Genomic DNA, 12,287 nt, shown 5'->3' with positions numbered 1-12,287 from the left:
GACCCCGGGCACCGGCATCGCCCGGCCCGGCCAGCAGCACCCTGCAACCAGCCCCGCCGCGCAGCGGCCCGACAGCGGCACGCACCACCCGCCCCGCCCCGCCCCGCCCGCCCCGGCCCACCCGCCCCCGGGGGCCACTCACCCCCGATTGGCCGGTCCCCGCCGCCCGGCCACCCCCTACCGTGCCCCCATGGACCGCACCCTCGCCGCCGACCTGGCCCGCCTCCCCGAGCTCCTCGACGCCACCCGCGACGCCGCCGCCGCGACCCTCGCAGCACTCGACGAGCGTCCGGTCGTACCGGGCCCGGGCCCGGATCAGGGCCAGGGCCAGGGCCAGGTCCCGGGACCAGACCCGGCGGAGCCGGCCCCGTCACTCCCCGAGCACGGCTCCGGCACCCAAGCCGCCCTGGCGGCCTTCGCGGAGCGCTGGGCCCCGAGGCTGTCGGCCTCCGCCGGCCCCCGCTACCTCGGCTTCGTCACCGGCGGCGCCACCCCCGCCGCCCTCGCGGGCGACTGGCTCACCGCCGCGCACGACCAGAACTCCAACTCCGCCCTGGACGGCGGCGGCCAGGACCTCGAACGCGAAACCATCACCTGGCTCCGCGACCTCTTCCACCTCTCCACCGCCCACACCGGCACCTTCGTCAGCGGCGCCACCATGTCCAACACCACCGGCCTCGCCATCGCCCGCGAATGGCTCGGCGAACGCCTCGGCGTCTCCCCGGCCGAGGAAGGCGCCGCCGCGCTCGGCCCGGTCCGCGTCCTCTCCGGGGCCCCGCACTCCTCCATCGCCAAGGCCCTGTCCCTCCTCGGACTCGGCCGCGCCGCGCTGGTCCCCGTACCGACCCTGCCCGGCCGCGAGGCCGTGGACCCGGCCGCCCTGGACCGCGCCCTCGCGGACACGCCCGGCCGGCCCGCCGTGGTCGTCGCCAACGCCGGCACCGTCAACACCGTGGACTTCGACGACCTCCGCGCCATCGCAGCCCTCCGCGAACGCCACGACTTCTGGCTGCACACGGACGCCGCCTTCGGCGCGTTCGCCGCGCTCTCTCCGGCCCACGCCCACCTCACCGACGGCCTCGACGCCTCCGACTCGGTCTGCGTCGACCTCCACAAGTGGCTCAACGTCCCCTACGACAGCGCCGTGCAGTTCACCCGCCGCCGCGACCTCCAGGCCCGCGTCTTCCAGAACGCCGCCACCTACCTCGGCCCCCTGTCCGAGGACCCCGACCTCGTCCACCTCACCCCGGAGAACTCCCACCGACTGCGCGCCCTCGCCGCCTGGTTCACCCTGCGCGCCTACGGCCGCGAGGGCCACCGCGAGATCGTGGAACGCGACATCGCCTGCGCCCGCGCCCTGGGCGAATCCCTCGCGCAAAACCCCTACTTCACGCTTCTCTCGCCCGTCCGCCTGAACGTCGTCTGCTTCACCCTCACCGATTCCCCCACCCCGGCCCGCCTGACGGCCCTGCGCGAAGCGGCCGGACCCGAAGTGTTCGTCACCCCCACCACGTACGCGGGAACCCCCGCCCTGCGCGCCGCGTTCTCCAACTGGCGCACCACACAGGCAGACGTAGGCCGGATCACGCAGGCCCTCCACGCGGCAGCGAAGGAGCTCGGATGAGCAACAGTCCCCTCACCCTCATCGAGGTGGAGGCCCTCGCCCGTGCCGCACACAAGGACCAAACGGACAAGGCCGGCCGCCCCTACGCCGAACACCTCGCCGCCGTCGCCGAGGGCGTACGCACCCGAGGCGGCACCGCCGAACAGCAGGCCGCGGCCTGGCTCCACGACGCGATCGAGGACGAGGCCCTCACCCCGGCCTGGCTGGAATCGGCCGAACTCCCTTCATCCGTCAAAGACATGATCCTGGCCGTCACCAAACGCCCCGGCGAACCGGTCGAGGCGTACACGGCCCGCATCCTCGCCACCCCCGGCGCCCTCCTCGTCAAAGAAGCCGACCTGGCCCACAACGCGGACCCCGCCCGCCTCGCGGTCCTCGACGCCCCCACCCGCGACAGACTGTCCGCAAAGTACGCATACGTCCGCTCACTCCTCGGTCTCGCCGCCCCCTGACGCAAAAGCATCTCCGTCACTTCGCCACGAGACGGATAGCCGGGGCGCGTTGGTGGGAGGATGGACCATGTGGGGGTGCGCACGGCCGCACCCCGGGCCGACCAGGGGACGACCGAAGGTGTGATCAGAAGTGGCCATTTCGCTGTCAGTGGTAGTCCTGTTGGCGATCATCCTGGTGGTGCTCGTCCGCGGAGGCCACCTCAAGGCCGGCCCCGCGATCGTCGCGGTCCTCTTCGGCTTCTTCCTCGCGTCCAGCTCCATCGCCCCGGACGTCAACCGCTTCCTGAACTCCCTCGCGGACACCATCGCGGGCATCAAACTCTGAGCGGGGCGCCAGCGCGCACAGCTCGGCGATGGAGGCGCCCGGTGGCAAACGAAGACGATTTCATCCCGGTCGTCGGCAAGATCCCCAAGCGCGACAAGGCCGGAAACGACATCACCGGCGACAACTTGAGCGCAGGGGGACTGCGCCGGGCCGACGGCACGATGTCCGCAATGGCCTACGACCTGAAGGTCCAGGGCGATGACGACGGACGGGACTGGCTGAAGGATCTCGCCACCAAGGTGGCAGTCGAAGTCGCCGCCGAGGTCACCGCCAGGGTTGCTCCCCGCGTCGAGAACTGGTGGCAGGAGAAGGCGCTCTCACGCCTCAAGAGGACCTGGGCCAAGGGAGAGAAGCCGGCCCGGCCCGCAACGCTGGAGGACCACGGCGGATCGGCCGCCGCACAGCTTGCGACTCCGGATGCTGCACTCGAAGACCACAGAACCGCCATGACGGGCGAGGAAGCGCAGCGACGGTTCAAGGAGATGCTCGAGGCTCTGGCGGTCTGCGTGGAGCAGGTGAAAATCCTGTCCAACGCTCGCGTGGAGAACGGCGCCGACTTCCCCGGACTGGAGAGCGCAGTCGGGAAACTCGCCACTCCGGAATTCAGGGACGCCCTCAGCCGCATGCTCGAGACGAACGGTCCCCGGGCCGCAGAAGAGACGGCGGCAGGGCTCGCCAGGATCTTCACCGACGTCCGAGCAGCGAGCTCCGGACCCGGCACCCCGGCCTTCCCCGAGCTGATCGCAGCCCCGGGGAACGACGAAGAGCCAGGTCGAGGAAACACGTTCTGGCCTGGCCCTTTAGGTCTCTGAGCGGGTGACGGGAATCGAACCCGCGTAGCTCGTTTGGAAGATCGCGCACCCGCCCCCACCTTGACCAGTAGCTTCCCAGCCCCCACAGCGTCGTTCCCCGCGAATCCCCGCGCATCACTCCGCCACCAGACACGCAGAAGACACGGCTCCGAAGCCCGTCGCGAGGGCCGCTCCGCTACAGATAACCCTCGGTCCGCTGCGGCGGTGGCTGCGTTGCCGGCCGTGCCTGGCTTCTGTTTGCCTGCCACTTCACCGACTCGCGACCGTAGCGAACCGCCCACATGAGGATTCCGGCGGCCAGGAAGCCGCGCATGACCGGGTCTTCCTCTGTGATCACGAAGATCAGCAACGGTGCCAAGAACACCAGGATCCAACGCGGGTGGTTCAGCCAGTCGTTCTTGCCTGCCATTTGACCTCCCACCGGGACCTTAAGGCGCGAGTAGCCCGGAGAACTAAGGTTTGCCACTCTCCGCCGGGTCGCCAAGACATAGGTCCTCACGGAAGCCAGCAGCATGGCTGGCGGCCTGAACGCGTGCCTGGCGGCCCGGCGGACACCTACCCCAGGGAACGTCGACCGGCGGGCTAGACGTCGCCCTGAGACCGCTCAAGGCCTTCCATGAACGAGTTGTGGAAGGCGAGCTCTGCGGCCCGGCAGGGCGAGGTGATGAACATCCGCTGAGCCTCGGCGAGGCTGCACCCGACCACCTGCTTGGTAACCATGACCGCGTCCACGCCGTGACAGCCGATCTCCTTCAGGAAAACCTGTAGAGCCCCTCCCAACTCCAGACGAAGCAACAATCCTTCGCATCAGCCCGACCCTGGCCATCCTCTCGATCACGCGCGCGGCAACCGACACCACCGGCCGCGTGGTCGAAGCGGCCCTCCTGGCACTCCCTGGCGACCGAGCCGATGCAGTCTTCACCACACACCACACACCACACAGCCGGAGCCAGGAGGGCGGAACGATGACACCCCACAACGAGCTGCGACTCTTGCCCTGGGCGGGCCCAGACGGCAAGCCGTGCTTATTGAGCTCCGACGACAACACCGGCTACCTATCCCGCCTCGCCGACAACACCGAGGCGGCGCGACTAGGTTTGGGCTCCGAACTCCTGGGCCACGCCCTTGATGTCCTCAAGGACGAGGAGGCGGACTTTAATGAACTCCGCCTCCTGGCAACGGACCTGACCGGAGCGCTGAGGGACGCGGTCCGCGTGGCAACGAGCCGCGGCCACCGCCTAGCGATGCCAGCCCCCTATGCCCGCGAAGATCGTGCTGAAGGTCCTCGCTAGCCGGCGGCCTCGGACTAGCGACGCTGCCTCCAAAAACAGTGAAGCCCCCAGTGGGTCTCTGGGGGCTTCACTGTTGTTGGAGTGGGAAAACGGCTCCGGACGCCCTGTACGCCTAGCGCGCCTGAGCCGGTCAGTGGTCCATGGGTGGGGGACAAGCCTTCTCGGTCCACGAAAGGCCACCTGTCGCTAGAACAGTCGTGCTGTCGGTAGCTGCCGGGCACATTGGGGCCTACAGCTTCCCGCTCGACCTCGCGCGTCAGAGACAGTTGGGCCCGTGCCGTCCGTCGACAGAGGCACCGACCATTTTTGGCCAACCTGCCACTACCTTGGCCGTTCTCCTGACGGATCGGCCACCCTGTGCCAAAATTTTGTGGTTTAAAGAATTTTGTACGCTTAAGTAAGCCGCATATGAGTCGCAGCGGGGTGCTCGGGGTCAGGGAATCGCAGTGAATTCCAGGGGGGAAACTCATGTCTGAAATTATAGTTGCACTCATCGCTGCGGGTGCCACGATCGGCACTGGTGTCATCGGGCTCGCCGGTGTCCGCCGGAGTCGATCGCGCGGTATCGAAGCCACTTCCGTCGATGAACTCCCTCCGGGCGCTCCGGATATGCCCATTCGAAGCGATGTGACTGAAACGGGACGAACGCAGACTCCCGCGTCGGATGGCATGACGATAAACGCGAATAATGCCCGACAGGTAATCGGCCGCAACGATGGAAATGTTACCCAGGTCAATCATTACGGAAGTAAGCGCAAGCGGTGAAGTCCCCGAGAGTTGACACGGGAGCGCTACTCTCAGTCGCGCAAACGGTCCTTGGGCTCCTACTCGCAATTTTTGTGGGAGCCATAGGGGTCAGTGTCATCAGCGAAGAATTTCCGGAGGTCTGGCCGGCTATCGGCTGGTTCATAGGCCAGGCTGTAAGGCTAACGTCGGACGACTACGTTGGGGTCTTTGTACGGGATCGAATTCTGCTCTTCGTGCTGGTAGGTGCGGCATTCGTCCTATGGGTCACCCACAAGTGGCCAACGCTCCTCAAGACCGTCGCCCAATCCTTCAATCCCTTCGCTCGTCTTGGAGTCGCAACGGTATCGGCCATTGCTGCAATCCTGGTAGCGCTCATCCTGGCCGGGCCTTTGGGGCAGTCGAAGTCCGGAGGGGAGTGCACTTCTAGCTTCCAGCTCACTCTCAATGGCGAACCCTCGCTGGCGAGTAATACCAGTTGTGGGAAGGTAGGTCGTGGCGGCAATACCGGCCATTGATCAATACATTCATGAGAACAACGGGAATGTGTTCCAGACGATCATCAACAACGACAAAGTGGATAAGGAACTCAAGCGTCAAGTCAGGCAGCTCGCCGTCGCTTCTCCCCAGATGCTTTCAAAGATGAACGAAATGCTTAAAGCTAACGGCGACGTAAAGCAGGCGATTGCTCTCGTGCGCGATGCCTCCGACATTCTCTCTGGAAAGGAGGCCTCATCGGTTCTATTTACCGATGTGGGCGATGATCCAATGTTTCCCGGAAAGGGTGAACGGGAGCTCCGCAAGGCAGTGGCAGGGCCCTTCCTGCTTATTGTTGCAATTGCCATTCTCATCCTGTGGCTGTAGGTGTGGTTGGCTGGCATGGTCGGCCCAAAAGGGCTGATCAGCCACGGACTACCCTGGGGCGACGGCAGACGGGATGGCAGCCCCCACCCCGAACCACGACAGAGCCGCGGGCGCACCACTGGCCCCCGCATCCCAGAGTCTGAGCGCCCCCGCCGGAGGCGTCAGTCCTGACGGACGGCTCACCGATCAGGCCGGGCTCATTCAGCCCATCAAGTCCTTGGCCATTGGCGCGCGGTCGGCGTCCCGGGCTGGAGAGGGGCGCAGACAGGAGCGCAGGCCCGGGGCGACGGGCGCGCGACGCCGCCTTGGCGGCGGAAGTGCCCTTGGTCTGCGTTGGGGTGAGCTGATCGGCTTCCACCGGCGGGACCTGGACCTGGAGCACCGCACCGTGCGTGTCCGGCGGGCCGTCGCCGAGCTGAGCAACGGGAGATCAAGGCGCCGAAGAGTGCCGCGGGCAAGAGGACGGTCTCCATCCCCGGCGTGATCCTCGCGGATCTCCACGAGCACCTGAAGCGGTACGCCGAGGCCGGCGCCGATGGGCGTGTCTTCGTCGGGGCCAAGGGAGCCACCCCGCGCCGGAATCACTTCAACCGGCTCTGGCACAAGGCGTGTCGGGAAGCGGGAGTGAAAGGGCTTCATTTCCATGATCTCCGGCACACGGGCAACACGCTCGCCGCGTCAACGGGTGCCAGCACGCGGGAGTTGATGACGCGCATGGGCCACAGCACCGCCCGCGCCGCGCTGATCTACCAGCACGCCAGCGCCGACCGGGACCGGCTCATCGCCGACGCGCTGAGCGGGCTCGTGAAGAAGGGGCGGAAGCCGGTGAAGGGCACGAAGGAAGATCCACAGCGGAAGGGGCACGCAGGGGGCACGCCGAGCTGATCACAGCCCCCGGAACGACGAAGGGCCAGATCGAGGAAACATCCTCTGACCTGGCCCTTCAGTACTTCTGAGCGGGTGACGGGAATCGAACCCGCGTAGCTAGTTTGGAAGACTAGTGCTCTACCATTGAGCTACACCCGCAGCATGCGCGCCCGAGGTCCGGGGACCTTGGCACGAAGAGCATCCTAGCGGGTTCCGGCGGGGGATCGCACACCGCATTTCGCGCCCGCGTGTGGCCGCGGCCACGTCGTGAGGGCGGTGCGCGGAGCAGAAGGTGGCGCATTCGCTGAAACTCCGCGCGGCGGAGGGTCTTCGGGCATGTACCCTACGTGTCGCACCGACGGGGTGTGGCGCAGCTTGGTAGCGCGTCCGCTTTGGGAGCGGAAGGTCGTCGGTTCGAATCCGGCCACCCCGACCAGCAGGAGTAGCAGGAGTAGCAGGAGTGGGGCGCGGGTCCCTCGGGTCCTTGCGAGACCGCGTCAGTGACCGCGCCAATGACCGCGTCGATGATCGCGTTGTGGGCTGATTGCCGCTTGCGGCTACTATGCAAGCTGCGTGCCCGTGTGTCTGATGTACCGGGCCCGATCCGCTGAGAACCGCTAGACCGCGGCGATGAGCAGAGACCCCCAGCAGTCAGCCACAAGGAGACCGAACCGTGAAGAGCGCCGTGGAGACCCTGAACCCGACTCGGGTTCGGCTCACTGTTGAGGTGCCCTTCGAGGAGCTCAAGGACAGCCTCGACGCGGCCTACAAGAAGATCAACCAGCAGGTCACGGTGAAGGGCTTCCGCAAGGGCAAGATCCCGGCCCGCGTCATCGACCAGCGCTTCGGCCGCGGTGCGGTGCTGGAGGAGGCCGTCAACGACGCCCTCCCGAAGTTCTACACCGAGGCCGTCAACGAGGCCGACCTGAACCCGCTGGGCCAGCCCGAGGTCGACATCACGGAGCTGAAGGACGGCGAGCTGCTGGCCTTCACCGCCGAGGTCGACATCCGTCCCGCGATCGAGATCCCGGACTACTCCGGCATCGAGGTCACCGTGGACGCCGTCGAGGTCTCGGACGAGGACGTCGAGAAGTCCGTCGAGCAGCTGCGCGGCCGCTTCGCGACCACCAAGGACGTCGAGCGCGCGGCTGAGGACGGCGACGTCGTCACCATCGACCTCGAGGCCAAGGTCGACGGCGAGGTGCTGGAGGACGGTGTCGCCCAGGACGTCTCCTACACCATCGGCTCGGGTGAGCTTCTCGAAGGCATCGACGAGGCCGTCAAGGGCCTGGAGGCCGGTGGCGAGGCCACCTTCACCTCCCAGCTGAAGGGCGGCTCCGCCGAGGGCAAGGACGCCGAGGTCACCGTCAAGGTCACCAAGGTCCAGGCCCGTGAGCTGCCGGAGCTGGACGACGAGTTCGCCGGCCTGGCCAGCGAGTTCGACACCATCGAGGAGCTGAAGGCCGACAGCCGCAAGCGCCTCGAGAACATGAAGCAGTACGACCAGGCCACGCAGGCCCAGGAGCGCGTCCTGGAGAAGCTGCTGGAGCTCGTCGAGGTCCCGATCCCCGAGAAGCTCCTCGCGGACGAGGTCCAGACGCGCAAGCACAACCTGGAGCACCACCAGCTCGGCCAGATGGGCCTCACCATCGAGAAGTACCTGGAGATCCAGGGCAAGACGGTCGAGGAGTTCGACGCCGAGACCGCCGAGCAGGCGATCAAGGGCATCAAGACCCAGTTCGTCCTCGACGAGCTGGTCAACAAGGAGAAGCTGAACGTGAACCAGGAGGAGCTCACCGAGCACCTCATGCGTCGCGCCGCCTCCTCCGGCATGTCCCCCGACCAGTTCGCCCAGGCCGTCGTCGAGGGTGGCCAGGTTCCGATGCTCGTCGGCGAGGTCGCCCGCGGCAAGGCCCTCGCGGCCGTCGTCGAGGCCGCCAAGGTCACCGACACCAACGGTGAGGTCGTCGACCTCTCCGACGAGGAGGACGAGCTCGAGACGGCCGCCGAGACCGTCGAGAACGTCGTCGAGGCCGACGGCGAGATCGCGGCCGACGAGGCCAAGTAACACCCGGGCTCACCCCCGCCAGCAGCACCAGAGCACGGCCCGGAGGGCCCGTACGCCATCGCGTCCGGGCCCTTCGGCCTTCCCGCCGCAGACCCCTCACGACGGCTTCACGATGGCCCCGCGAGGGGCCCCGCGACGCCCTCCGTGACGGCCCCCTGACCTTGCGCTCCGAGCGAACAGTTCGGGAAGCGGGATGGCGTTGTCCTAGCTGCGCGTTAGGGTCCATGAATACGAGGGCACGGGAGTACCCGACGCCGGCGGACATCGTCCGCACGGCAGGTCCGCGCCCCAGAACGAGACGCTGAGACGGCACATGGCCGTCGGAGACGAGCAGGTGGATACGTGACGAATCTGAAGCCTTACGCCGCGGGTGAGCCGTCCATCGGTGGCGGCCTCGGCGACCATGTCTACAACCGGCTGCTCGGCGAGCGCATCATCTTCCTCGGCCAGCAGGTCGACGACGACATCGCCAACAAGATCACCGCGCAGCTCCTGCTCCTGGCCGCCGAGCCGGAGAAGGACATCTACCTGTACATCAACAGCCCCGGTGGCTCGGTGACGGCGGGCATGGCGGTCTACGACACCATGCAGTACATCCCGAACGACGTGGTCACCATCGGTATGGGCATGGCGGCCTCCATGGGCCAGTTCCTGCTCACCGGCGGTACCCCGGGCAAGCGCTTCGCCCTCCCGAACACCGACATCCTGATGCACCAGGGTTCCGCCGGTATCGGTGGCACCGCCTCGGACATCAAGATCCAGGCCCAGTACCTGCTGCGCACGAAGCAGCGCATGGCTGAGATCACCGCGCACCACTCCGGCCAGACCGTGGAGACGATCATCCGCGACGGCGACCGCGACCGCTGGTACACGGCGGAAGAGGCCAAGGAGTACGGCCTCATCGACGAGATCATCTCCGCCGCGTCGCTGGTCCCGGGCGGCGGCGGCACCGGGGCCTGATCCCGGCCCCGGCGCAGGGGGTCCCGTACGGGGATCCCCGCGCCCGCCCGCACCAGGCAAGCCTCAGCCCGCAGAACGCCACCAGGACGGTGAACACCCAGATGCACATGAACAACCTTTCTCCCGCGAGCGGCCTCTACACCGGCGCGCCGGTGGACAACCGCTACGTCGTGCCGCGCTTCGTGGAGCGCACCTCGCAGGGCGTCCGCGAGTACGACCCGTACGCGAAGCTCTTCGAGGAGCGCATCATCTTCCTCGGCGTGCAGATCGACGACGCCTCCGCCAACGACGTCATGGCGCAGCTCCTGTGCCTGGAGTCGATGGACCCGGACCGCGACATCTACCTGTACATCAACAGCCCCGGCGGCTCCTTCACCGCGCTGACGGCGATCTACGACACGATGCAGTTCGTGAAGCCGGACATCTCGACGGTCTGCATGGGCCAGGCGGCCTCCGCCGCCGCGGTCCTGCTCGCCGCCGGCGCGCCCGGCAAGCGCATGGCGCTGCCGAACGCCCGCGTGCTGATCCACCAGCCCTCGGGCGGCACCGGCCGTGAGCAGCTCTCCGACCTGGAGATCGCGGCCAACGAGATCCTGCGCATGCGCGACCAGCTGGAGACCATGCTGGCCACGCACTCCTCGACCCCGATCGAGAAGATCCGCGACGACATCGAGCGCGACAAGATCCTCACGGCCCAGGACGCTCTGGCGTACGGCCTGATCGACCAGGTCGTGGCGACCCGTAAGACTTCGAACTGATCCTTGCCGCCAGTTGGCGCGGGCACATCGCCGGATTCGGCGATGTGAACCACGTCAAGGGGGCCCCGCACGGGGCCCCCGGCAAGGTACCGTCGGATATGAGGCACCAGGAGCGCTGAACCAGGCGTCTCCCAGGCGAAGGGGAAGCACCTCGTGGCACGCATCGGTGACGGCGGCGACCTGCTCAAGTGCTCGTTCTGCGGAAAGAGCCAGAAGCAGGTGAAGAAGCTCATCGCGGGACCCGGTGTGTACATCTGCGACGAGTGCATCGACCTCTGCAACGAGATCATCGAAGAGGAGCTGGCCGAGACCTCCGAGGTCAGGTGGGAGGAACTCCCCAAGCCTCGTGAGATCTACGAGTTCCTGGAGAGCTACGTCGTCGGCCAGGAGCCGGCGAAGAAGGCGCTCTCCGTCGCGGTGTACAACCACTACAAGCGCGTCCAGGCCGGCGAGAACGGCGGCGGGACGGGCCGTGACGACGCGATCGAGCTCGCGAAGTCCAACATCCTCCTGCTCGGCCCCACGGGCTCGGGCAAGACGCTGCTGGCCCAGACGCTCGCCCGGATGCTGAACGTGCCGTTCGCCATTGCGGACGCGACGGCGCTCACGGAGGCCGGGTACGTCGGCGAGGACGTCGAGAACATCCTGCTCAAGCTGATCCAGGCGGCCGACTACGACGTCAAGAAGGCCGAAACCGGGATCATCTACATCGACGAGATCGACAAGGTCGCCCGCAAGAGCGAGAACCCGTCGATCACGCGCGACGTGAGCGGCGAGGGCGTGCAGCAGGCCCTCCTGAAGATCCTGGAAGGCACCACCGCTTCGGTCCCGCCGCAGGGCGGCCGCAAGCACCCGCACCAGGAGTTCATCCAGATCGACACGACGAACGTGCTGTTCATCGTGGGCGGCGCCTTCTCCGGCCTGGAGCGGATCATCGAATCCCGCGCCGGCGCCAAGGGCATCGGCTTCGGGGCGACGATCCGCTCGAAGCGCGAGATCGAGGCGAGCAACCAGTTCCAGGAGGTCATGCCGGAGGACCTGGTGAAGTTCGGGATGATCCCCGAGTTCATCGGCCGTCTGCCCGTCATCACCTCCGTGCACAACCTGGACCGCGAGGCCCTGCTCCAGATCCTCATCGAGCCGCGCAACGCGCTGGTCAAGCAGTACCAGCGGCTGTTCGAACTCGACGGCGTCGAGCTGGACTTCGAGCGCGAGGCCCTCGAGGCCATCGCCGACCAGGCGATCCTCCGCCAGACCGGCGCGCGCGGCCTGCGCGCCATCATGGAAGAGGTCCTGATGTCGGTGATGTACGAGGTCCCGTCCCGCAAGGACGTGGCCCGCGTGGTCATCACCTCGGACGTGGTCCGCTCCAACGTCAACCCGACGCTGGTCCCGCGGATCGTCCCCAAGGACCAGGGCCCGCACGGCAGCAGCACCTCGTTGGCCGCGTTGACGGCCGTGGCGACGGCGACCGGGCGCAGCCGGATGACGAAGTGGGCTAGGTGCCGGCCGTCGGGGAGT

General features: G+C 67.2%; 12 protein-coding genes and 2 tRNA genes. 11 read left to right on the top strand and 3 right to left on the bottom strand.

Annotated features, from left to right (window positions below):
* The first annotated feature begins 190 nt into the window (after positions 1-190).
* The 4 genes from ACWCP2_RS21460 (at position 191) to ACWCP2_RS21445 (ending at position 3,213) form a co-directional block, all read left to right on the top strand.
* Positions 191-1,624: a pyridoxal phosphate-dependent decarboxylase family protein gene (locus ACWCP2_RS21460; protein WP_450910177.1), complete on the top strand. Its 1,434-nt coding sequence runs from the start codon at positions 191-193 to the stop codon at positions 1,622-1,624.
* A complete protein-coding gene (locus tag ACWCP2_RS21455) occupies positions 1,621-2,076 on the top strand; it encodes an HD domain-containing protein (RefSeq protein WP_450910176.1) in 456 nt (151 codons plus the stop codon). Before ACWCP2_RS21460 ends, ACWCP2_RS21455 begins: the two co-directional genes overlap by 4 nt.
* Positions 2,077-2,206: 130 nt before the next feature.
* Complete coding sequence (locus ACWCP2_RS21450) at positions 2,207-2,401, top strand: hypothetical protein (RefSeq protein ID WP_250739483.1); 195 nt, start codon at positions 2,207-2,209, stop codon at positions 2,399-2,401.
* 41 nt (positions 2,402-2,442) lie between these two features.
* Positions 2,443-3,213, top strand: coding sequence for a hypothetical protein (locus ACWCP2_RS21445; RefSeq protein ID WP_450910175.1), 771 nt, complete (start codon positions 2,443-2,445; stop codon positions 3,211-3,213).
* Between the two features lie 175 nt (positions 3,214-3,388).
* Here ACWCP2_RS21445 and ACWCP2_RS21440 read toward each other — a convergent pair whose 3' ends face one another.
* Positions 3,389-3,622 carry a hypothetical protein gene (locus ACWCP2_RS21440; protein ID WP_450910174.1) on the bottom strand — a complete coding sequence of 78 codons (234 nt, stop codon included), beginning with the start codon at positions 3,620-3,622 and terminating at the stop codon, positions 3,389-3,391.
* Positions 3,623-3,795: 173 nt separating this feature from the next.
* On the bottom strand, positions 3,796-3,933 hold the full coding sequence (locus tag ACWCP2_RS21435) for a hypothetical protein (RefSeq protein WP_450910173.1): 138 nt from the start codon (positions 3,931-3,933) through the stop codon (positions 3,796-3,798).
* A 1,811-nt stretch (positions 3,934-5,744) separates the two neighbouring features.
* Here ACWCP2_RS21435 and ACWCP2_RS21430 point away from each other — a divergent pair.
* Positions 5,745-6,113, top strand: a complete 369-nt coding sequence (locus tag ACWCP2_RS21430; protein WP_450910172.1) for a hypothetical protein — start codon at positions 5,745-5,747, stop codon at positions 6,111-6,113.
* Positions 6,114-6,593: 480 nt separating this feature from the next.
* Positions 6,594-6,998, top strand: coding sequence for a tyrosine-type recombinase/integrase (locus ACWCP2_RS21425; protein ID WP_450910171.1), 405 nt, complete (start codon positions 6,594-6,596; stop codon positions 6,996-6,998).
* A 70-nt stretch (positions 6,999-7,068) separates the two neighbouring features.
* Here the strand turns inward: ACWCP2_RS21425 and ACWCP2_RS21420 are convergent.
* Positions 7,069-7,139: transfer RNA gene (locus ACWCP2_RS21420), tRNA-Gly, on the bottom strand.
* A 200-nt stretch (positions 7,140-7,339) separates the two neighbouring features.
* Here ACWCP2_RS21420 and ACWCP2_RS21415 point away from each other — a divergent pair.
* The 5 genes from ACWCP2_RS21415 to clpX form a co-directional block, all read left to right on the top strand.
* Positions 7,340-7,416: transfer RNA gene (locus ACWCP2_RS21415), tRNA-Pro, on the top strand.
* Positions 7,417-7,653: 237 nt separating this feature from the next.
* On the top strand, positions 7,654-9,048 hold the full coding sequence (gene tig / locus ACWCP2_RS21410) for a trigger factor (RefSeq protein WP_450910170.1): 1,395 nt from the start codon (positions 7,654-7,656) through the stop codon (positions 9,046-9,048).
* A 342-nt stretch (positions 9,049-9,390) separates the two neighbouring features.
* Positions 9,391-10,008, top strand: coding sequence for an ATP-dependent Clp protease proteolytic subunit (locus ACWCP2_RS21405; RefSeq protein ID WP_382971010.1), 618 nt, complete (start codon positions 9,391-9,393; stop codon positions 10,006-10,008).
* Positions 10,009-10,115: 107 nt separating this feature from the next.
* Positions 10,116-10,766 carry an ATP-dependent Clp protease proteolytic subunit gene (locus ACWCP2_RS21400; protein WP_250739479.1) on the top strand — a complete coding sequence of 217 codons (651 nt, stop codon included), beginning with the start codon at positions 10,116-10,118 and terminating at the stop codon, positions 10,764-10,766.
* A gap of 153 nt (positions 10,767-10,919) precedes the next feature.
* Positions 10,920-12,287: ATP-dependent Clp protease ATP-binding subunit ClpX (clpX, locus tag ACWCP2_RS21395; protein WP_450910169.1), on the top strand; the 1,368-nt coding region annotated here is incomplete at its 3' end.

The organism is Streptomyces sp. NPDC002104 (genome assembly GCF_053593795.1).
This window is presented reverse-complemented; position numbering and strand designations above follow the sequence as displayed.

What these genes read in the sequence shown, in the direction of transcription:
- ACWCP2_RS21460 (WP_450910177.1), top strand. Translation starts at nt 191, where the DNA reads ATGGACCGCACCCTCGCCGCCGACCTGGCCCGCCTCCCCGAGCTCCTC.
- ACWCP2_RS21455 (WP_450910176.1), top strand. Translation starts at nt 1,621, where the DNA reads ATGAGCAACAGTCCCCTCACCCTCATCGAGGTGGAGGCCCTCGCCCGT.
- ACWCP2_RS21440 (WP_450910174.1), bottom strand. Translation starts at nt 3,622, where the DNA reads ATGGCAGGCAAGAACGACTGGCTGAACCACCCGCGTTGGATCCTGGTG.
- ACWCP2_RS21435 (WP_450910173.1), bottom strand. Translation starts at nt 3,933, where the DNA reads ATGGTTACCAAGCAGGTGGTCGGGTGCAGCCTCGCCGAGGCTCAGCGG.
- ACWCP2_RS21400 (WP_250739479.1), top strand. Translation starts at nt 10,116, where the DNA reads ATGAACAACCTTTCTCCCGCGAGCGGCCTCTACACCGGCGCGCCGGTG.